This window comes from Jannaschia sp. M317, from assembly GCF_025141175.1.
Lineage (GTDB): Bacteria > Pseudomonadota > Alphaproteobacteria > Rhodobacterales > Rhodobacteraceae > Jannaschia.
This window is the reverse complement of the sequence record NZ_CP081155.1, coordinates 1,911,638-1,932,495: the sequence shown is the minus strand read 5'-3', so window position 1 is coordinate 1,932,495 and position 20,858 is coordinate 1,911,638. Positions and strand designations below refer to the sequence as shown.

Annotated in this window: 21 protein-coding genes; 10 read left to right on the top strand and 11 right to left on the bottom strand. The window is 62.0% G+C overall.

The window, feature by feature from the left end; genetic code table 11:
* The first annotated feature begins 65 nt into the window (after positions 1 to 65).
* The 4 genes from K3551_RS09985 (at position 66) to K3551_RS09970 (ending at position 3,437) form a co-directional block, all read left to right on the top strand.
* On the top strand, positions 66 to 1,268 hold the full coding sequence (locus tag K3551_RS09985) for a pyridoxal phosphate-dependent aminotransferase (protein WP_259912901.1): 1,203 nt from the start codon (positions 66 to 68) through the stop codon (positions 1,266 to 1,268).
* Positions 1,265 to 1,999: a DUF4344 domain-containing metallopeptidase gene (locus K3551_RS09980; protein ID WP_259912900.1), complete on the top strand. Its 735-nt coding sequence runs from the start codon at positions 1,265 to 1,267 to the stop codon at positions 1,997 to 1,999. The genes K3551_RS09985 and K3551_RS09980 overlap by 4 nt, the downstream gene beginning before the upstream one ends.
* On the top strand, positions 1,996 to 2,394 hold the full coding sequence (locus tag K3551_RS09975; RefSeq protein ID WP_259912898.1) for a hypothetical protein: 399 nt from the start codon (positions 1,996 to 1,998) through the stop codon (positions 2,392 to 2,394). Before K3551_RS09980 ends, K3551_RS09975 begins: the two co-directional genes overlap by 4 nt.
* Before the next feature lie 560 nt (positions 2,395 to 2,954).
* Positions 2,955 to 3,437, top strand: a complete 483-nt coding sequence (locus K3551_RS09970; RefSeq protein WP_259912897.1) for a Panacea domain-containing protein — start codon at positions 2,955 to 2,957, stop codon at positions 3,435 to 3,437.
* Between the two features lie 411 nt (positions 3,438 to 3,848).
* Here the strand turns inward: K3551_RS09970 and K3551_RS09965 are convergent, their stop codons facing one another.
* Positions 3,849 to 4,811: an IS1595 family transposase gene (locus tag K3551_RS09965; protein ID WP_259912896.1), complete on the bottom strand. Its 963-nt coding sequence runs from the start codon at positions 4,809 to 4,811 to the stop codon at positions 3,849 to 3,851.
* 103 nt (positions 4,812 to 4,914) lie between these two features.
* Between K3551_RS09965 and K3551_RS09960 the strand changes: the two genes are divergently transcribed.
* From K3551_RS09960 to K3551_RS09945, 4 genes are all read left to right on the top strand, one after another.
* Positions 4,915 to 5,139 carry a DUF6471 domain-containing protein gene (locus K3551_RS09960; protein ID WP_259912895.1) on the top strand — a complete coding sequence of 75 codons (225 nt, stop codon included), beginning with the start codon at positions 4,915 to 4,917 and terminating at the stop codon, positions 5,137 to 5,139.
* Entirely contained in the window at positions 5,097 to 6,044 is a 948-nt protein-coding gene (locus tag K3551_RS09955; protein WP_259912894.1) for a hypothetical protein, read from the top strand. The genes K3551_RS09960 and K3551_RS09955 overlap by 43 nt, the downstream gene beginning before the upstream one ends.
* A gap of 152 nt (positions 6,045 to 6,196) precedes the next feature.
* Positions 6,197 to 6,979 carry an exodeoxyribonuclease III gene (xth, locus tag K3551_RS09950; protein ID WP_259912893.1) on the top strand — a complete coding sequence of 261 codons (783 nt, stop codon included), beginning with the start codon at positions 6,197 to 6,199 and terminating at the stop codon, positions 6,977 to 6,979.
* 43 nt (positions 6,980 to 7,022) lie between these two features.
* Positions 7,023 to 8,051, top strand: coding sequence for an aldo/keto reductase (locus K3551_RS09945; RefSeq protein ID WP_259912891.1), 1,029 nt, complete (start codon positions 7,023 to 7,025; stop codon positions 8,049 to 8,051).
* Positions 8,052 to 8,088: 37 nt separating this feature from the next.
* On the opposite strand, the gene pgi is transcribed toward K3551_RS09945, so the two are convergent.
* Genes pgi through K3551_RS09925 form a run of 4 tightly spaced genes read right to left on the bottom strand, consistent with a single transcriptional unit; the run spans position 8,089 to position 12,999 of the window.
* Positions 8,089 to 9,675, bottom strand: a complete 1,587-nt coding sequence (pgi, locus tag K3551_RS09940) for a glucose-6-phosphate isomerase (RefSeq protein WP_259912890.1) — start codon at positions 9,673 to 9,675, stop codon at positions 8,089 to 8,091.
* Positions 9,676 to 9,686: 11 nt separating this feature from the next.
* Positions 9,687 to 10,358 carry a 6-phosphogluconolactonase gene (pgl, locus tag K3551_RS09935; protein ID WP_259912888.1) on the bottom strand — a complete coding sequence of 224 codons (672 nt, stop codon included), beginning with the start codon at positions 10,356 to 10,358 and terminating at the stop codon, positions 9,687 to 9,689.
* Positions 10,359 to 11,816 carry a glucose-6-phosphate dehydrogenase gene (gene zwf / locus K3551_RS09930; RefSeq protein ID WP_259912887.1) on the bottom strand — a complete coding sequence of 486 codons (1,458 nt, stop codon included), beginning with the start codon at positions 11,814 to 11,816 and terminating at the stop codon, positions 10,359 to 10,361.
* A gap of 31 nt (positions 11,817 to 11,847) precedes the next feature.
* The gene (locus K3551_RS09925; RefSeq protein ID WP_259912886.1) at positions 11,848 to 12,999 is read right to left on the bottom strand and encodes an anhydro-N-acetylmuramic acid kinase; all 1,152 of its coding nucleotides are present in this window, start codon (positions 12,997 to 12,999) and stop codon (positions 11,848 to 11,850) included.
* 64 nt (positions 13,000 to 13,063) lie between these two features.
* On the opposite strand from K3551_RS09925, the gene tyrS reads away from it, so the two are divergent.
* Both tyrS and K3551_RS09915 read left to right on the top strand, forming a co-directional pair.
* Positions 13,064 to 14,317, top strand: a complete 1,254-nt coding sequence (gene tyrS / locus K3551_RS09920; RefSeq protein ID WP_259912885.1) for a tyrosine--tRNA ligase — start codon at positions 13,064 to 13,066, stop codon at positions 14,315 to 14,317.
* A 71-nt stretch (positions 14,318 to 14,388) separates the two neighbouring features.
* Positions 14,389 to 14,583, top strand: coding sequence for a hypothetical protein (locus K3551_RS09915; RefSeq protein WP_259912884.1), 195 nt, complete (start codon positions 14,389 to 14,391; stop codon positions 14,581 to 14,583).
* Between the two features lie 53 nt (positions 14,584 to 14,636).
* On the opposite strand, the gene K3551_RS09910 is transcribed toward K3551_RS09915, so the two are convergent.
* From K3551_RS09910 to K3551_RS09885, 6 genes are all read right to left on the bottom strand, one after another.
* Positions 14,637 to 15,596 carry a DUF3179 domain-containing protein gene (locus K3551_RS09910; protein WP_259912883.1) on the bottom strand — a complete coding sequence of 320 codons (960 nt, stop codon included), beginning with the start codon at positions 15,594 to 15,596 and terminating at the stop codon, positions 14,637 to 14,639.
* Positions 15,597 to 15,650: 54 nt separating this feature from the next.
* A complete protein-coding gene (locus tag K3551_RS09905) occupies positions 15,651 to 16,202 on the bottom strand; it encodes a peptidylprolyl isomerase (protein ID WP_259912882.1) in 552 nt (183 codons plus the stop codon).
* Positions 16,195 to 16,695, bottom strand: a complete 501-nt coding sequence (locus K3551_RS09900) for a peptidylprolyl isomerase (protein WP_259912881.1) — start codon at positions 16,693 to 16,695, stop codon at positions 16,195 to 16,197. The genes K3551_RS09905 and K3551_RS09900 overlap by 8 nt, the downstream gene beginning before the upstream one ends.
* Positions 16,696 to 16,789: 94 nt before the next feature.
* Positions 16,790 to 17,167 carry a hypothetical protein gene (locus K3551_RS09895; RefSeq protein WP_259912880.1) on the bottom strand — a complete coding sequence of 126 codons (378 nt, stop codon included), beginning with the start codon at positions 17,165 to 17,167 and terminating at the stop codon, positions 16,790 to 16,792.
* Between the two features lie 335 nt (positions 17,168 to 17,502).
* Positions 17,503 to 19,857 carry a TRAP transporter large permease subunit gene (locus K3551_RS09890; RefSeq protein ID WP_259912879.1) on the bottom strand — a complete coding sequence of 785 codons (2,355 nt, stop codon included), beginning with the start codon at positions 19,855 to 19,857 and terminating at the stop codon, positions 17,503 to 17,505.
* A gap of 48 nt (positions 19,858 to 19,905) precedes the next feature.
* Positions 19,906 to 20,823, bottom strand: a complete 918-nt coding sequence (locus tag K3551_RS09885; protein WP_259912878.1) for a TRAP transporter small permease subunit — start codon at positions 20,821 to 20,823, stop codon at positions 19,906 to 19,908.
* Positions 20,824 to 20,858: the final 35 nt, after the last annotated feature.

Genomic DNA, 20,858 nt, shown 5'->3' with positions numbered 1-20,858 from the left:
CCTTGCTTGCAGGTCCCGTGCAACCTAGGACGGGAATTGAGTTACCGCAAACCGGAGACGACCCAATGGCCTTCTTGTCCGACACCCTTGCCCGCGTCAAACCGTCGCCCACCATCGCGGTCACGACCAAGGCGGCCGAGCTCAAGGCCGCTGGACGAGACGTCATCGGCCTCGGTGCCGGAGAGCCCGACTTCGACACGCCCGAAAACATCAAGGCGGCCGGTGCCCGTGCCATCGCCGAGGGCAAGACCAAATACACCGCCGTCGACGGCATCCCCGAGTTGAAGGCCGCGATCTGCGCCAAGTTCAAACGCGACAACAAACTCGACTACACCCCCGCACAGGTCACCGTCGGATCCGGCGGAAAGCAGGTGCTGTACAACGCCCTGGTCGCCACGCTGAACCCCGGCGACGAGGTGATCATCCCGGCCCCCTATTGGGTCAGCTATCCCGACATGGTGCTGCTGGCGGGGGGCGAACCCGTGGTGGTCGAGGCCGGGATCGAAACCAGTTTCAAGATGACACCCGAGGCCTTGGAGGCGGCGATCACGCCCAAGACGAAATGGCTGATCTTCAACTCCCCGTCCAATCCGACGGGGGCCGCCTATTCGGCTGCGGAGTTGAAGGGCCTGACAGATGTCCTGATGCGTCATCCCCATGTCTGGATCCTGACCGACGACATGTACGAGCATCTGGTGTTCGACAATTTCGTCTTTGCCACGCCCGCCGAGGTGGAGCCCGCCCTGTATGATCGGACGCTGACCATGAACGGCGTGTCCAAGGCCTATTCCATGACCGGCTGGCGGATCGGCTATGCCGCAGGTCCGGAAGAGTTGATCCGCGCGATGCGCAAGGTGCAGTCACAATCGACGTCGAACCCCTGCTCGATCTCGCAATATGCGGCGGTCGAGGCGCTGGAGGGGACGCAGAACTTCATCCGTCCCAACCAGGCGCTGTTCAAAGGTCGCAGGGACCTGGTCGTCGCCGGGCTGAACGCCTGTCCCGGCATCACCTGTCCCGTGCCGGAGGGGGCGTTCTACGTCTATCCCTCGGTCGCGGGGTGCATCGGCAAGACCAGCGCGGGCGGGGCCGAGATCACCGACGACGAAGCCTTTGCAACGGCCCTGCTGGAGGAAGAAGGCGTGGCCGTCGTCTTTGGCGCGGCCTTCGGGCTCAGCCCGCATTTCCGCGTGTCCTACGCCACATCCAACGCGCAACTGACCGAGGCCTGTGCCCGTATCAAACGCTTCTGCGAGGGACTGTCGTGAAGGCAGCGGCGCTTCTTCTTCTCTCGGCCTTGCCGGTTGCGGCACAGGACCTGTCGCAGCAGGAAGAGGCCTTTGTCGAGGCCAACATCCTCAGCGTCTTCTATCACGAACTCGGCCACGCCCTGATCGATGTCGAGGACGTTCCGATCTTCGGCCAGGAAGAAGACGCCGCCGATGTTTTCGCCGTTGTCCTGACCGAAGCCGTCTTCGAGCCGGAGGTCGCGCTGGATCTGGCCTACGACTATGCGCTGGGCTTCGATGCCGAGGCCCGCGCCCGAGCGGAAAGGGGCGAGGATCATCCCTGGTGGGATGTCCACGGCCCAGATGAGCAGCGGTTTTATAATACGGTATGCCTGTTCTACGGTGCCGATCCACAGGGCCGATCCGACTACGCCGAGGATATGGGCCTCCCGGAGGAGCGGGCCGATTATTGCCCCGGAGAATACGAGCAAGCGGAGGTGGCCTGGGGCGAAGTGCTGGATGCGATGCTCGACCGCGGCGGCGGCGACAGCCTACGGTTGAGCGGCGCAGAGGTCGGTCGGATCGGTGCGGTCCTTGCGGAAGAGGTGGCCGCGTTGAACGCGGAATTGCAGCTGGCCGAGAACGTCGATGTGCGCGTGGCCCCCTGCGACGAGGCGAACGCCTTCTATGACCCCTCTGACCGCTCCATCACCTTCTGCACCGAATACGAAGCCGAGTTGATCGAGGCGGCGCAGGGGATCGTGAATTGACCGGCCTGCCCCCTTATTACTTTCGCGTGAAGGACAACGGCGCGCTGGTCTTCCGTGTGGACAGCGAAAACCGCCAACGGCGGCTGGAGCTGGACCACATCGCGACGGTCAACGTCAACAACGGGTCGGTGAAACCTCAGGGCGATACGGTGCTGAGCGCCGAGGACGAGGCCGCGATTTCTGACTGGATGACCGCACGGCGGGCGGAACTTGACGCGCGGATCGTGGACGACATCCAGCGGGCCGTCGACCACCTGAACCTGACCGCCCATTGGGCGCAAAGCCAGGCCAGCGAGGCGGAATTGGAGGCGGTAACCGACCGTCTTTTGTTGGCCATGCACGACCTGCGGACGGTGCTGGTGCGCAAACGCGCAGATCGGGTTCTGAGGGACTGACGGTGTGGTTGCCGCCGGGATCGGGGCCTGCGGCCCCGATCCGGGGGCTCTGCCCCCGTCCCTGCGGGACTCCCCCGAGGTATTTGCGGCCTTAGGCAGCAAACGCACCAACACTTGTGAATCCCTCCCTGCTACTTATCCGCCATGCAGGACAAGAGTATCAACGGGGCGCTACTGGCCCTTCGCAAGCAAATCATCCGCGAAGATGGCGACGGCTTACGGCATGTCGAAGCGCTGCTAGCAATGCGATGCGTTCCCATGCCATCTGTCCTGCCCGTGAAGAAGCCAGACGCAGCACGGAGGGGGCACATGGCCCGGCTTGTCATGGAAGCGCTGAGGGACGGCCCCAAGCCGTTGCGCGAGATCGTGGCGCATGTGGCGGCTAACAGGCCGGAGATAGGCGAGAGAGCCTGCTATGTTCGGACAACGCAGGCACTGGATAAGTTGAAGCGGCGCGGGGCTGTGCGGCATGAGGGGGTCGTTTGGCGAATATGACTCTCTCTTAATCACTTTTCGCTACAGGGATTCCTCATGCGCAAATTTCAAGCTACGTAAGGAATATGGATCATCTTCTGCACCCCTGCGACCACCCCGACGCATCAGCTAGGCTTGCGGACTTTCTCATCGTAGAAAGTCGCGAGAGGGGCGACCTGTTGACGCCTCTCAAGCTACAGAAGCTTATGTTTTATGCCGACGCATGGCACATGGCACTGTATGGCTCCGAAATAACTTCCGAAAGATTCCAAGCTTGGGTGCATGGCCCTGTTGCGCTGTCGCAATATCATCGATTCAAGGAGTACCGCTGGAGACCTATTCTCGATGACATAGAGCGGCCCGACTTTTCACAGGCGACCGCCCAGCACCTTTGTGAGATCGTTGACGTGTTTGGTGTAGAGACGGGTCCGGCGCTTGAGGTCATGACCCATCAAGAACAGCCTTGGATCGAAGCAAGAGGCGGTATCCCCGATGATCAGCCATCAAATGCTTTCATAGACAAGACCACGACCAAAGAGTTTTACGCCTCTCTTGCCGACAAAGATTAAGAAATCCAAGAAGGCGAAAACGTCTCCATCTGGCGTTACTCAGGGATCGAAAGCCTCTGATAAGCTTACCTTTTCTTTCAACTTTTTCGACAGCGACGATCACGAGGTATGCCCGCCAACATTTGCCGATGGATACACGCGGGCGCTTATGGAGCGGCTAAGAGATCTTTCTAGCTGGACCATGGCCGAATTTTGCGGGTCTAGGAGCAAATCAATCCGTAGCCACGGCGTTGACTGGGACCGGACGGCCCGTCCGGCGGGTTTCGCTCATCTGAATGAGCAGTTTGAATCTTACCAGCCTTGGCAGTTCTCAATCTCGTCCAACTCGCATGGAAGAGTGTTTGGCTTGATTATCGGAAGTTGCTTCCATGTGATCTGGCTAGACTGCAACCATGCCGTCTATCCCTAAATTCAAGCCGCCCGCTGCCAATAACCCTTCCAGCTACGCGAGACAGGCGCACCCATGGCGTTGCTGACGACGATCTGGGCCAGCGTCCCGTTGTCGGTGCGGCGGTTGTCTTCCAGCCATGCAGCGTGGTTCGCGTACTGGTGCAGGTACTGAGGGCTCACGCCGTGGTGCTGGCCTTCAACCATGCGGCGCAGGCGCGAGAAGAAAGATTCCACCATGTTGGTGTGCTTGCCGTGGTCGCTGTAGATTTCCGAATGGTTCACGCGGTCAACGTCCCAGCCAGCGTGGAGCATGTCCCAGTGGCTTGCTTCATCGGCGGAGATAGTCGCCATGCGGCTGATGTTCTCGTTTGCCAGCGCCACGCCTTCGCCCTCAGTCATGGCGACGAAAGGCAGGGTGCGGCCCGTGCGCTCCCGTAGGGCGACGACGACGCGGCGTTTGCCCGTCTGGTGGCGCTTGAGGCGACGGTCAACGCGGTCTGCCTTGACGTTGGCGGGGCGGATATGGCCCCCGAAATACGCGCCGTCGATTTCAACGTGACCTTCCAGAACTTCGCCCGTCTGGACCTCTTGCGCCATGGCTTCACGCAGCTTGTGTGCCAGAACGAAGGCCGTCTTGTACTGGCAGTCCAGATCGCGGGAAAGCTGCACCATGGAGAGGCCCTTGGAGGCGTTCACGATAATGAAGATCGCGGCCAACAGGTCAACGAAGTCCATCTTGCGGGATGCGAAGATGGTGCCGGACGTGACCGAAAACTGGTGGTGGCAGTTCTTGCACTTGAACTTGCGGCGCGTGGTGATCTTGTACGTCTCGCCATGGCTACAAACGGGGCACACGGCTTCGCCGTCCGTCTCCGGCCAGCGCATTTGGCAGAACGTGGCATAGGCCGCATCTTCACCAGCCTTGTAGATCGCACGAAGGGACGTGGTGCGCGATGCTGCTGAGAGAAGGAAGTGCTGTGCCATGATCTACCGTATCCGTTATTTTCATATCGAATATAGTATAGTGACATACTGTTTGCAATCGGGTATCTACTGCATGCGTTATATTTTACATCATGGGTGATAGATGCCAGATCAGAATACATGGGAATCCAAGGCTGCAAACCTCCTCAAGGCAGAGTTGAAGCGTAAAGGCGTGACTTACGCTCAACTTGTTGAGAAGTTGGCCGAAGTCGGAATCAGTGAGAAAGAGGTGAACGTCGCTAACAAGCTGTCCCGTGGGAAGTTTTCAGCCGCGTTTATGTTGCAATGTCTATCAGCCGTTGGATCATCGCAGTTGCACTTGGACTAACTTTAGTTACGTCAGGGACGGCTCAAGAACAGCCCGCTACCGAAGATCAACCAAGGCAAGAAGACAGCGCTACTGATGGCCAGGATCGCCCCGAACAGCCAGAATTTGACCCCGTTCAAGCGGTCATTGCGCTCGAAGCCATCGAAGCCGCGATCAACAAACTTAAATCCGAAGTAGATCAGAACGAAACAAACCGCGCCCGAGAGAACGCCGCCCGCGATCTTGATGCTCAAGAGGGTATGGCTTGGTGGGCGGAACTTATGTTCTACGCCACCGCTGGAACCGTTATTCTGACGTTTGCCGCCCTGATCGCAATTATACGAACTCTGCACCATACGAGACGAGCAGCCGATACCGCTGAGCGAATGGCTGATGACACTAGGGCCATTGGACGAGCTCAAGTTAGGGCGTACTTGCATTGCAAAAGTGCCAAATTTGAAATCAAAAGTGATCTTTCTCGCGCTGTCTTGGAGGTTTCCAACACTGGGCAATCGCCCGCAAAAGATGTCTCGCTCTCTGGCACTTGCGTTTTTGAAAAAGTGGGCGGCATCCCTGTTATGCCGAGAGTTCTGGAAAATGCTAGTAGTGTTAATGCTGAATGGAGCAACGACCCCATTTCGGCGCAAGGGGATGGGGTTTGCGAAATTTTTTTTGACGCTGCTCATTTCTCTGAATCTGTTGGCGCGGTTTACATGGGCTTTGAAGGTGAAAAGGGCAACGTTCTTGCAATCGCAAAAACGGCAAATGTCATTGAGTTTAGCTTGGTCGTTTCTTGGTCTGATGTCTTCGGAGACAATCACAGTGAGAGAATTGTTCTTCGCGCAGGGATAGCTAAGGGTCCGTTCTATCCGGCAGTGAAAAGTCGGCGAACTTCTGGAGAACTCATACTCCAAGCTGAAGATTAGTATCGCCAATACCAGCGCATTAATCACCGCTCAACCCCTTGGTGCGTTTGATACATAAGGCCGGGTATTTGAGGCCAGAGGAAGACAGGGCCCGTGTGGGTGACAATGCCCACACGCTGACCTAGACCGGTGCGAGACCCGAAGGAGCCGTCATGAAGATCGCCACCTACAACGTCAACGGCATCAAGGCGCGCTATGAAACGGTGGCCGCCTGGCTGCGCGAGGATGCGCCGGACGTGGCCGTATTGCAGGAAATCAAGTCGCTGGACGACGCCTTTCCGCGCGAAGTCGTCGAGGATGCGGGCTATGAATTGCACACCCATGGTCAAAAGGGGTTCAACGGCGTCGCACTGTTGTCGAAGACCCCGCTGGAGGACGTGACGCGGGGCCTGCCGGGCGACGCAGACGACGAACAGGCGCGCTATATCGAGGGCACGGTGATCGGCGACGGCGGCGCGGTGCGGGTTTGCGGGCTGTACCTGCCGAACGGCAACCCGGCACCGGGGCCGAAATACGACTACAAACTGGCCTGGATGGCCCGGTTGGAGGCGCGGGCGCGCGAACTGCTGGCCGCCGAAGAGCCGTTTCTGATGACCGGAGACTTCAACGTGATCCCCGACGCGCGGGATGCCAAGCGGCCCGAGGCCTGGACCGAAGACGCCCTGGCCCGGCCCGAAACCCGCGCCGCCTGGCGACGTCTGCTGAACCTGGGCCTGACCGAGGCGTTCCGCACCCGCACCCCCGCCGGTGGGCATTATTCGTTCTGGGACTACCAGGCCGGCGCCTGGAACCGGAACGACGGCATTCGCATCGACCACTTTCTGCTGTCGCCCGCCGTGGCCGACCGCATGACCGATTGTACGATCCAGACAGACATGCGCGGACGCGACAAGCCGTCCGACCATGTGCCGGTCTGGCTGACCCTCGACCTGTAGGACGGCCCGCGCCGCCCCCCCCTCACCTACCCGGAGACGCACCATGCGCAGCATCCCCCTTGGCCGCAACGACACCATTTCCGAGATCATGCTTGGCACCATGACCTACGGCACGCAGACGCCCGAAGCCGATGCCCACAACCAGATCGACATGGCCGTCGACGCGGGTGTCACCTGGCTCGATACCGCCGAGGTCTATCCCGTCAATCCGATGACCAAGGAAGGTGCCGGTCGCACCGAAGAGATCGTCGGCACCTGGATCGCCAAGGGCAACTCCGGGCGCATCAAGATCGCCACGAAGCACGGTGGAGAAGGGGGCGTCGTCCATGACGGGGCCGAAATCACCCCCGAGAGCATTCCGCGCGCCATCGAAGGATCGCTCAAGCGGCTTCAGTCAGAGGTCATCGACCTCTATCAGTTCCACTGGCCGAACCGGGGCAGCTACTGCTTTCGACAGTATTGGCATTATCGCCCCAAGGGAGACCGCGCCGCCATCGTGCAGAACCTGTCCGATTGCATCGGCGCCCTGGAGCGGGAGATCGAGCGCGGCACGATCCGGGCGCATGGCCCCTCGAATGAGAGCGCGTGGGGCCTGTCGCAGATGGTGGCCGCCGCAGGCGACGGACCGGGGCGGCCTGTATCGCTGCAGAACGACTACAATTTGACTCAGCGCCAGCCGGATACCGACGTGGCCGAGGTGCTGCGCTACGAAGACATCACCATGCTGGCCTATTCACCTCTGGCGGCGGGCCTGTTGACCGGGAAATACCAGGGCGGCGCGTTGCCCGAAGAATCCCGCATGTCGATCAACGGCAACCTCGGCGGTCGCTGGAACGATCGGGCCGAGGCCGCGGTGCAGGCCTATCTGGATCTGGCCGCAAAGTATGACATCGACCCCGTGCACATGTCGCTGGCCTGGCTGCAAACGCGGCCGTTCCATTGCTCGGCGATCCTGGGGGCGACCACGTCAGAGCAGTTGGCACATGGGTTGAAGTCACAGGACATGACCCTGCCCGACGATCTGGTGGCGGAAATCGACGCCACGCACAAGCAGCACCCGCTGCCTTACTGAACGGGGTTCGGGTGGCCCGTCCGGGCCTCCCGAAAACCTAGCGCCAGGCGAGCAGCTGGGTCAGCAGTGCCTGGGTGGAGCTGTCCTTGCCCGTGGCATCCGCGCCTTCGACCAGCGGGCCAAGCGATGTTGCCAATTCCTTGCCCAGCTCTACCCCCCATTGGTCAAAGCTGTTGATGCCCAGCATCACGCCTTCGACAAAAACGCGGTGTTCGTACATCGCGACGATCCCGCCCAGAACCTCAGGCGTGAGTTTCGGATAGATCAGGGTCGTCGACGGGCGATTGCCCTCGAACACGCGGTGGGCGGCCTGGCGGTCCAGCTCGGCACCTTCGAACTTGTCGGCGACCTTTGCGCGGGCCTCCTCCAGTGTGCGGCCTTTCAGCAGGGCTTCGGATTGGGCCAGGCAATTGGCGATCAGCAGTTTGTGGTGATGGTCCAGCGACGGCTCATGCCCCAAGGCGGCAACCATGAATTCACACGGCACGGGCGTCTTTCCCTGGTGGATCAACTGGTAAAACGCGTGCTGGCCATTGGTGCCCGGCTCACCCCAGACGACCGGACCCGCGGGGCCCTGCAGCGCCTCGCCCGACATGGTGACGCCCTTGCCGTTGCTCTCCATCTCCAACTGTTGAAGGTAGGCAGGCAGGCGCGACAGGCGGTTGTCATAGGGCAGAACCGCGCGGGTCGGGTAGCCGCAGACCTGGTGGTTCCAGATCCCGATCAGCGCCAGCAGGACCGGCAGGTTCCGATCCAGCGGCGCCGTGCGGAAATGGTCGTCCATCGCGCGCGCGCCGCGCAGAAATGCGTCAAAGTTCGCCGCCCCTATGGCCAGCATCAGCGACAGACCGATCGGCCCCCACATGGAATAGCGTCCACCGACCCAATCCTCGAACCCAAAGACGCGGGCGGGGTCGATCCCGAAGTCGGAGGTCTTGTCCAGCGCCGTCGACAGCGCGGCGAATTGCGCAGTCGGATCGTCCAGCGCCTCGGCCATCCAGTCGCGCACGGTGCGCGCGTTGGTCAGGGTCTCGATCGTGGTGAAGGTCTTGGAGGCGACGATGACCAGCGTGGTCGCGGGGTTCAGACCCTTGGCGGTATCGGCCCAGTCCGCGCCGTCCACGTTGGACACGAAATGGCACCGCGGCCCATCGTGATAGGGAGCAAGCGCCAGCGTCGCCATCGCCGGACCCAGGTCAGAGCCGCCGATGCCGATGTTCACTACATCGGTGATCCGCCCGCCGGGGCCCTGAAACGTCCCGTCGCGCACGTCGGACGCAAACGCCCGCATCCGCGCCAGCGTGTCCATGACGCCGGGCATCACATCCGCCCCGTCCACCGTCACGGGCCGTTCACCGCGCAGCGCGGTGTGCAAAACGGCGCGACCTTCGGTTTCGTTGATGGCAGCGCCGTCGAACATGGCATCACGGCGCGCAGGGACCCCGGCGGCCATCTCCAACAGGATATCGAGCGCCTCGGATGTCAGCGACGTCTTAGACATATCGAACAAAAAGGGCCCCTCTTGGGCCCGCATCCGCGCGGTTCGATTATCATTTCGCAGCAAATCACCAATCTGCGCGCCGCATTGACCCTTTAGCGTTTCGATACCGGTCCAGAAGTCCATGATACTCTCCGTCAGGCCGCCCAGTGGACGGTTGCGTTACTCAGAAAGGCCGCGATCGGGGCCTCCATCGGGTCCATAGCACCCGCCTGGTCAAGTACCGCGCGTTTCTCGTCGCCCATGATCAGGATGTGGGTTTCCATCGCGTCCGCCAACACCCGGCGCGACAGCGTCACGCGCGGCTCTCCGGCACCCTCGGCCCGCATCGGCAGCAGGATCGGCGCGTCGGGGGCCATGGCCTCTGTCAGACGGTCTGCGCCCGGGAACAGGCTGGCGGTGTGCATGTCTGCCCCCATGCCCAGCAGCAGCAGGGCAATCGGCAACTTGCCGTCGAACCCTTTCTCCAACGCGGGGATCCCCTCCTCCGGTGTTGCGGCATCGTTGACAAGGGGCACGTGCACGGCCTGCGAAGCCTTGTCCGTCAGCAGCGTCCGCTTCAGCAGGCTGGTGTTCGACCGGGCGTGCCCCTCTGGCACCCAGCGTTCGTCGTTGAGGAAAACATGCACCCGATCCCAGTCCAACCGCGTGCCGGACAGCGCCGAGAATGTCTCACCCGGGGACGTGCCGCCGGGCACGCAGAAACTGGCGTGGTCGTGAACCATAAGGCAGTTCTTCAATGCGGACGCCAAGGCATCGGCCAGCGACATCGCCAGCAGTTCCCGATCGGGGTATTCAATCAGCTGCATTCATTCCTCCCCAAGGTCGCGCCAGCGGCGGCCATCGCGGTGCATGAGCGCCAGCGCCTCCTCCGGGCCGCTGGACCCCTGCGTGTAAGGATGTGGCCTGTCACCGCGTTCGGTCCAGGCCTCGATGATGGGATCGGTCCAGGCCCAGGCCGCCTCGACCTCGTCACCGCGCATGAACAGCGTCTGATTGCCCCGGATCACGTCCATGATCAGACGCTCATAGGCATCGGGGATCTCTTCGCCGTTGGGGCCAAGAGCATCGGCAAAGGTCATGTCCAGGGGCACGTTCACCAGTCGCATGCCGCCGGGCCCCGGCTCCTTGATGGTGACAGACAGGTCCATGCCTTCGTCGGGCTGCAGACGGATCGTCAGAGTATTCGCCTTCGACTCCTCGTCGCGCTCAAAGATGGAATGCGGGGTTTCCTTGAACTGCACGACGATCTCGGACAGGCGCTTGGTCATCCGCTTGCCGGTGCGCAGATAAAAGGGCGTATGCTTCCATCGCCAGTTGGAAATCCCGATCTTCATCGCGACGAAGCTTTCCGTCTTGCTGTCGGGGTTCTCGGCATCCTCGATGTAAGAGGGGGCCGTGTCCGTGGCCTTGTACTGCCCGCGCACGATGTCTTTTGGCCCAATCGGATCCAACGCGCGAATGACCTTCAGCTTTTCATCGCGCAAACGGTCAGGATCGAACGTCGCCGGCGGCTCCATCGCGGTCAGGCACAGCAGTTGCATCAGGTGGTTCTGCACCATGTCGCGCATCGCGCCCGAGGTGTCATAATACCCCCCACGCCCACCGACCCCCATGGGTTCTGCCACTGTGATCTGGACATGGTCGATATACCGCTCGTTCCAGAGCGGCTCGAACAGCACGTTGGAAAAGCGAACCGCCATCAGGTTCTGGACGGTTTCCTTGCCCAGAAAATGATCGATCCGGTAGATCTGCGTCTCGTCAAAGCTGGCGGCCAGATCCGCGTTCAGCTTTTTGGCGGTGGCCAGGTCGGTGCCAAAGGGTTTTTCGACCACAAGGCGGGAATTCTCGCAGGCAATGCCGTTGGACCGAAGGCGTTCGGCGAGAGGGCCGAACAGGCTGGGTGCGACAGAGAAATAGAATGCCTTGACCACCTCATCGCGCACGCTGGCCTTCAGCTCTGCCCAGCCGCCGTCGCCCATGGCGTCCACGGCGATATAGCTGCACTGCGCCAGAAAGGCGTCGATCGTTTTCTTGTCGCGCTTGGACTCCGCCACATACGTCGACAGGGCCTTGGCCACCAATTTGCGAAAGGCCTTGTCGTCCATGTCGGACCGGGCCGCACCGATGACCCGCGCATCGTCCGGCATCTGCCCCGCGACAAAGCGTCGATAGAGCGACGGCAGAATCTTGCGCGCCGCAAGGTCCCCCGTTGCCCCAAAGAGAATGAGGTCAAAGGTGTCCACAGGGATCGTTCTGGAGACCATGTCGAGTCCTTCCAATAGCCCGATGTTAGCGCTAACGGGGGTGTCTTACCCGGCGTCTCGGGTCCTGTCTAGCGCCTGAGACGAAGCTGTCCAGCGCTGTGCGGTCCCCACTGACCTGACCACCCCCGACCTGCGCCGCTACGCCGGTGGTGCCGGGAAACGATGTCGGCAATCCGCGCAGCACGCGAACGGCGAGATAGGCAAAGGCCTGCGCCTCGAGCATGTCGCCGTTCAATCCGACGGCCTCGACCGGGGCCACATCGCAGGGCAACGCCTGGGACAGCGCGGCCATGATCGCCGGATTGTGCCGCCCACCACCGCACACCAACAGGCGGTCGGGCCGGGTCGGCACCTGCGCCAACCCATGGGCGACAGAGGCTGCAATCACCGCAACCCAGGTCGCCGCCGCATGACTGGGCGGCAGCGCGTCGAACTCCGCCACGACCCCGCTGAAGGCATCCCGGTCCAGCGATTTTGGCGGCATGCGGAAGAAATAGGGATGCTGCATGACCTGGGCCACCAGGTCCCCGTGCACCGCGCCCTCGCGGGCCAGTTCTCCGTCCCGGTCGAACGGCTGTCCAAGCCAGTCCATGCAGAGATCGTTGATCGGCGCATTCGCGGGCCCGGTGTCAAAGGCCAAAAGGGCACCTGCCTCGTCCGGCGCGCGGGTCGGATCGGCCCAGGTCAGGTTGCCGACGCCTCCGAGGTTGAGAAAGGCCACGGGTGCCGTGGCCCCCATCCACCGCGCGCAGGCGTGGTGGAAAATCGGGGCGAGCGGGGCGCCTTCGCCGCCCAAGCGCACATCGGCAGTCCGGAAATCCCAGACGACCGGTTTGCCCAGGACCTCGGCCAGCAGATCGCCGTCGCCGGCCTGATGGGTGCGTCGGTTTGCCGGATCATGGGCCAACGTCTGCCCGTGAAAACCGATCACCTGCGCCTTGTCGAACCGGGCCAGCAGGCGGGCGTGGGCCGTCTCGACGATTTCGGCGGCCTCGGCGACGTCCGGTTCACCTTGCCAACGGCCCAAAGCGGTACGGATCGTCGCCTGCTCTGCGTCGGAATAGGGGCGATAGTCGTTGTCGCCGAACCCGTCGATGGTCACGCCATCGGTCCAGATCTCGGCGGCGTCCACACCATCCAGAGAGGTGCCGGACATGGCACCCAAGGCACGGATCGGCTGCATGTCCCTTCCCCTTCGCAAGTGCATCCTCTATGGCGGGTGCGCTGATAGATGGACCGGAAAACCGATGACCTACCACCCCAAATCCGACTTTCTGCGTGTGATGATGGAGCGCGGCTTCCTGGCCGACTGCACCGATTATCAGTCGCTGGACGATGCCCTGCTGGCCGGAGTGGTCCCCGCCTATATCGGGTATGACGCGACGGCCAAGTCGTTGCACGTCGGTCATCTGATGAACATCATGGTCCTGCGCTGGTTCCAGAAGACCGGCGGCAAGCCGATCACCCTGATGGGCGGCGGCACGACCAAGGTCGGGGACCCGTCCTTTCGATCCGATGAACGCCCCCTGCTGAATGCGGCAGCGATCGATGCCAACATCAACGGGATGCAGCAGGTCTTTGCCAAATACCTCAGCTATGGTGATGGCGCGACCGATGCGATCATGCTCAATAACGCGGAATGGCTGGACGGCCTGAACTACCTCGACTTTCTGAGGGACATCGGGCGGCATTTCAGCGTCAATCGGATGCTGTCCTTTGAATCCGTCAAGTCGCGTCTGGACCGGGAACAATCGCTGAGCTTCCTGGAATTCAACTACATGATCCTTCAGGCCTATGACTTCCTGGAGCTGAACCGCCGCTACGGCTGCCTGCTGCAAATGGGCGGGTCGGATCAATGGGGCAACATCGTCAACGGGATCGACCTGACCCGGCGCGTTTTGGATCATGAGATCTACGGCCTGACCACCCCGCTGCTGACCACATCTGACGGCCGCAAGATGGGCAAGAGCGCGAACGGTGCCGTCTGGCTGAACGGCGACATGCTGTCACCTTACGAATTCTGGCAGTTCTGGCGCAACACCACGGATGCCGACACGGGCAAGTTCCTGAAACTCTTTACCGAGCTGTCCATCGACGAATGCGACCGTCTGGGTGCGTTGGAAGGGTCTGAAATCAACGCCGCCAAGATCCTGCTGGCCAACGAGGTGACCACCCTGCTGCATGGTGCCGACGCCGCCGCAGCAGCAGAGGCAACGGCACGCGAAGTGTTCGAGAAGGGCGGCGCAGGCGACGATCTGCCCACCGCGACGATCACCGCGGCAGAAGCAGCCGAAGGCGTATCCATCGTTCAGCTGTTCGTGCGCGCGGGCCTGGCCAAATCCGGCAAAGAGGCCAAGCGCCTGATCGCCGAGGGGGGCGCGCGGCGCGATGATGAGGCGGTGACCGATCCTGGCCTTGTGCTGCGCGACGGTGACTTTGCCGCGCCGGTCAAATTGTCGGCCGGTCGAAAACGCCATGCTCTCATTCGGTTGGATGACTGACGGAACCGACTGCGGAGGGTGCGGGTTGTTCCCCTGAAGAGAAACACCGCACCAACCACAGGAGGACCGCCATGAGCGCTCCCGACACCAACCTTGACCGCCAGAAAAAACGCCACGCCGGACCCCTTATCGGGATCGGTGCCGGTGTTGTTTTCGCAGGCATTCTGATTTTCGTCTACGTCACCTCGCTGGCCGAACCGGTCGGAACGGGCGAGGCCGACGTGGTCGAAAGCCCCTCGATCACCGCGCCTGCAGTTTCTGACTGACGCGGTCCAGCTAGACGATACAGGCCGTCCCGACCGGGGCGGCCTTTCTCGTTTCAGTCGATCATCCAGGTCCCATCTGGATGGAAGGCATGGAAGGCAAAGGCGAACATCACATCGTGCACGACGTCGCGCCCGTCCGCGTCCCGCACGCGAATATGGCCGATATCGCGCCCGGCGCCAATTTCCGCGCGATCCAATGCGGACGACTGCCCAGACGCCCAGTGGATCGTCAGTCCAGCCTCATTCAATTGCCCTGCCACTGCCAACCGGGCAAGCGGCCAGGCGCGGTCGCCCACGCGCACGATCCGAGCCAGCGGTTCAATATTATGGGGCGGCGTTTCCCCCCGATAGAGAAACGGCCAGCGGCTGCTGTCGTAATTCACATAGGGATTGCGCCCGTAGTCGCGTCGCAACGGCGGCTGATCCATCACCAGCCCATCGGGATTTCGCGCGGCGAAGGCAGACCAAGGCTCCATCCACGAAGGCAGCATGGTCAACTCGGCGCCCATCAACTCGCCCACGATCCCCTGACCCACAGCTTGCTGCCACCAGCTTTCGGTCTGACGATCGTACATGATCATATCCGAGTGGCGCAGTTTGCCAGAAACCCCGAACGACAGAACGCGCCCATCCACGCGCCTGTCAAAGGTGATCGCGGAATTGCACAACGGGCAGAAAGTCACCGCCACGGGCAGGCCGCCGACGTCGTCGTTCACGATTTCATGCCAGGTCAGGTAGCGGATCGGATAGGCGCGCGGTGTCGCGCCAGACAACTCGAGTGCGATGACCGGTTCACGTGGGTCGAGGCCGCGCTTGCCCGCGACCGGACCGAAAGTGGGGCCGTCGATGGCCGGGATGCCATCCTTGGGCGGACCGCCGGACAGGACTTCGGCATAGTCGACACTTGAGCGACTGAAATCGGTGTTCGGCCATTCCACACGCCAAAAGGTCGGATCAGCGAGTGCGAGTGTCGGCACAAGGGCAAGGGTCAGGGCAAGAAAAAGGGCGCGCATGGCCAAGCTTAGCGCACCCTTTGGATCACGTCCGAGTCACATCGGCGCGAGCGGTCAGTCCGTCACGCGCACATCCTGCATGAGGTCGGGCTGCCCGACGACGGCACCATTGCCACCGGTACCCAGCTTGATCGCATCCAGCACGTCCAGCCCGTCAGTCACCCGGCCAACGACCGTGTACTGGCCGTTCAGGTGGGGGGCCGGGGCGAACATGATGAAGAACTGGCTGTTGGCCGAGTTCGGGTTCGAAGACCGGGCCATGCCGACCACGCCCCGGTCGAACGAAACGTCCGAGAATTCCGCCGCCAGGTCATCGCGATCGCTGCCGCCGGTCCCGGCGAGCGACATGTTGCCACCGACCCGGCCGTGCTGCACGTCCCCCGTCTGCGCCATGAAGCCGTCGATCACACGGTGGAAGACGACGCCATCATAGGCTCCGGCCTCCGCCAGGGCGGTGATCTGCTCCACATGCCTGGGGGCCACGTCTTCCAGCAAGTCGATGGTGATCGTGCCGTTGGCCTCACCGGCGACGTCGATTTCCAGACCCGTGGCTTGTGCGGATCCGCCCGCAGCCAACAGGGCGAACGTCAGGGCCGCCTTACGCATCGGCAGCCACTTTGACGGAGATCATCTTGTCCGGGTTTGCAGGCGGCTCGCCACGGGTGATCTTGTCGACGTGCTCCATCCCCGAAATGACGCGGCCATAGACCGTGTACTGGCGGTTCAGGAAATGATTGTCGGCAAAGTTGATGAAGAACTGGCTGTTGGCTGAATCGGGGTTGGCCGACCGGGCCGCGCCCAGGGTGCCGCGGTCGTGCGGCACGCCGGAAAACTCGGCTTTCAGGTCAGGCTTGTCAGAACCACCGGTGCCAGCGCGGGCAGTGTTCCCGCCATCTTTGCCGTGCTCCACATCGCCGGTCTGCGCCATGAAACCTTCGATCACGCGGTGGAAGACGACGCCGTCATAGGCACCTTCGCGTGCCAGTTCTTTCATGCGGTCTGCGTGGCCCGGGGCCACATCGGCCAGCAACTCGATGGCCACTGTGCCGTCCTTGAGTTCGATGAGAATGGTGTTCTCGGGGTCCTTGATGTCGGCCATTGCCGCTCTCCCTACTGTCTGTTCCGGGTCTACCTAGACCGCCAAACCGCAGAGGGGAAGGACCGCGACGCCTTGAAAGGCGTCGGACGGGCTATCAGCCGGCCTGAGCGTGCAGACCGTGATCGTCATCTTCGAACTGGCCGCGCATCACCATCGGCAGAACCATCGCCAGAGCCATGGACCCGACTGCAACCATCGCCCAGCCGAAACCGCCACCGATGATCAGGCCGTTGACAGCGAAGCCCATGATCAGAAGCAGCATCGGACGGCTGCGCAGTCCGGTGAAAATCGCAAGCGCGGCATTGAGCATCCAGAAGCCGTAGAGGAAGGACCCTTCGGACGTCAGGCCAAGTCCAGTGCCGAAGAACGGCCCGTTGCCGACGTTTGCCATGGCAGCGCCTGTTCCCAAAGCCTCGGAGATGAGAACGGAAGCGACGACCATCTTGATGACGAGGGTGGTTTTCTGGGTCATGGCTCTTCTCTCCGCAACTTGGTGACAAACACCTTATCCACCCGGATCGGGACCGAAGTTGGGCCAACCTGCCACATTTCCGTCCGAAATCACGAAAACTTTGGCCTGAACCCATTTCGAGGGACCGACTGATGTCCCGCAAAGATCCGAACTGACCCGAACATCCCCATGAATCCTTAAGAAATCGTTAGTAAGCGGGGCTGACGCAAGAAACCGCGAATTTTCTGCATTGGCACGGCGGGACACGACCTTTTTGCCTGCTGCCGATGTGGAAACGGCCCCGATTCCAAAGAACCAGGGCCGTTTCATCGGGTCCGAATAACGCTGCGACGCCGTCAGGGCAGCAAATTGGGCACGATCGTCACAATTGAGGGCACCCACCACAGCAAGGCCAAACCGGCGACCTGAATCAGAACGAAGGGAATGACCCCGCGGTAGATGTGCCCGGTCGTGACCTCCTTCGGGGCGACGCCGCGCAGGTAGAAAAGCGCAAAGCCAAAGGGCGGCGTCAGGAAGGAGGTCTGCAGGTTCACCGCGATCATGATCGTCACCCACTTCGGATCGAAGGTGCCGCCGTAGATGACCGGACCCACGATCGGGATGACGATGTAGATGATCTCCAGGAAGTCGAGGACGAAGCCCAGGATGAACAGCACGAGCATCACGATCAGGAAAACCTTCAGCTCATTGTCGAAGCTGCGCAGGAAATCCTGAATGTAGTGTTCGCCGCCAAACGAAATCAGCACCAGGTTCAACAGCTGCGATCCGATGAGGATGGTAAAGACCATCGATGTCACCTTGGCCGTTTCCCGCACGACGGGGCCCAGAACGCCAGTGCGGAACAGCACCCAGCAGCCATAGAGCAGTCCGATGAAGGCAAAGTGATAGGCTGCCTGGGCGATCAAATTGGCGATGACATCGGCTGCGGTCGTCGTCTCCAATCCAGTGCGCAGATCGAAGTTGATCCCGAACAGCAACATCACCACCAAAGCCAGCGAGGCGAGCAGGATGATCGAGCCCTTCTTGCCGTCCTCTTCCGCCAGCTTGCGATAGGCGGCCAGCATGATGGCCCCGCCGGCCCCCAGGGCCGCGGCGGGCGTCGGGTTGGTGATGCCGCCCAGGATCGACCCCAGAACGGCGACGATCAAGACCAGCGGCGGGAACACCACGCGCAGCAGCTCGTTCTGCGCGAGCCTCTCGAAGGCGGGCCAGACGCCGTACAGCGTGATCGCCAACGGAATGGCCATCAGAACGAAGGTCACGCCGGAGGAGGTGGTGGGCGCGATCAAGAGCCAGTCGATGACAAAGGCCAGCAACACGCCCCCTGCCCCGATCAGCAACGGCTTCTCATCGGCCAGCGGGTTGACCCCGCGGGCGGTCGCCAGAACCAGCGCCAGACCGACAAAGAGAATGGCAATGCCGGTCCCGATGGGTGCCGCGTTGGCAAGCGCCTCGGCACGGGCGACGTCCAGCTGCTCTGCCGTTCGTTCCTGCGCCAGTTGCACGCCACCGGCATCGTCGATAGCAGCCTGTTCGCTGACGGCCGTGTCCCAGGCCTCCTGGCCATGCAGGTCGATCATCGCCGCCTGACAGTCAGGCGAAACACTGGTCCGCAAGGAGGCCGTGGCCCCGGCATCGGAATAGCTGCTGACCTGAACGTTCTGCGACCCGATGACGCCCAGCTGCCCCAGCATGACCGCACCGACGATCAAGGCGACGGGCACGCCCAGGAACCAGGTCAGGGCGTCGCCCTTGGTGGTGACCGATCCGCTGCCCTCGGCGAACTGAACCGGCGGCGCCTTGGCCGGGTTCAACAACGCGAAGCCGAACGCATAGGCCCCGTAAAGGAACGCGAGCAGGATACCGGGCAGCAACGCGGCCTGGAACAACGTGCCGACAGACACCACGGCAGGCTCGCCCAGATAGGTCAACGCGTCGGAGCATCCGACAAGTTGCGCACGGTTCTCCTGAGCGGTGGAATAGATGTCGCCCGCCAAGGTTCCCAAAAGCACGATGACGATCGACGGCGGGATGATCTGCCCCAGGGTACCGGAGGCCGCGATCACGCCGGTCGACAGCTCGGGCGAATAGCCGTTGCGCAACATCGTCGGCAACGCCAGCAGGCCCATGGTTACAACGGTTGCGCCCACGATCCCGGTCGAGGCGGCCAGGAAAGCGCCCACAATCACGATGGACACGGCCAGGCCGCCCGGCAGCGGGCCGAACACCCTTGCCATGGTGGTCAGCAGATCGTTGGCGATCTTGGACCGCTCCAGCGTGATCCCCATCATCACGAACATCAGAACGGCCAGCAGCGTCTCGATGGAGGCACCCGCGATGACGCGCTCGTTCATGCGGTTCACGATGAAGGAGATATTGCGATCCAGCGCCTGTTCCCAGCCACCGGGGAAGAGCGGCTCGGTGATGCGCGGAAGGTCCGGGTAGCGGAAGATGGAGATGGCGTCGCGTCGCACGCCCTCGGCGATCAACCCGGCGTAATCCGCCGATGCTGTGTCGATGGCCGCATGCAGCAAGATGCCCGCACTGTCGAGCGCGGCGATGATGCCAAAGCTGATGACCCCTGCCCCGGCAATGGCGAACGCCACCGGAAAGCCCGACATGATCCCGCCGAACAGGCAAAGGAAAACGATGATCAGGCCGACTTCGACCCCGTCCAAACCAAATGGCATCTGCGCGTCCCCCACGCTGGGGCCTCGGGGCCCCGGTTAGTTATCAAGTCAGTGGATTTCGGCGACGCGTTCCGCGTCTTCGTCGCCCAGGATATCTTTGTCGAGGTAGCGGCCTGCGCTGATCTCGCCTTCCCGCAGTTCCAGCCAGCTGCGCCAGAAGAAGGCACAGGCCTGTATCAGGGCGGTGGCCGCGAACAGCAGGATCAGGACCTTGAACAGGAAGTAGGCGTCAAAGCCGTTCGGGCTGAAGCCGATGGTCTCGACGTTCCAGCGCACCGCGCGCGCCTTGAGCATCAGGCGGTCCAACTGATCGGAGGCGGAGGTCGCGGGCGTGATCATCGAACGCCAGAAGAAGAACCAGCTGAACAGCCAGATCAGAACCAGCGACGGCACCATGAACAGCAGCGCCCCGGCCATGTCGATGGCCCGCTTGGTGCGATGCCCGACGGCGGAATAGACCAGATCGACCCGCACGTGCCCGCCCTGGATAAAGGTCCAGGACACGCAAAGACAGACGATCATCGCGTTATACAGCTTCAGCTCTTCGGAATACCACGACAGGTCGCGGGTAAAGACGGTGCCGAACGGCCCGATGGAGATTTCCGAGACCCGGAAGATGCGCTGCAGGAACACGATCATGATCTGCTGCAGAACCATGAACAACCCGGCCCAGGCGGCGATCCGGCCCAACCAGTTCATCGCGCCTTCCAGCACGCGAACGACCCCCCAGAGGAAGTCGCGGAAGAACCAGCCTGCAAGTGTGATGCCCAGGAATATGACCAGCAGAACGAAGAACAGCTCTTTGCTGGCCCCATAGTAGACGAGCCGCATGAGGCTTTGCTTGTCTTCCACCGTTTCCCAGGACGTGGTCCAGGCAAGCCAGGACCCCGGATGGGTCACCGCATAGCCCAGATTGTAGAAAGCGAGCGCGAGGTTCGTGAAGAACCCTGAAATGGCTTCGAGCATGGCGTCCCCCGGCTTGCTCGGACAGGTGGGGCACG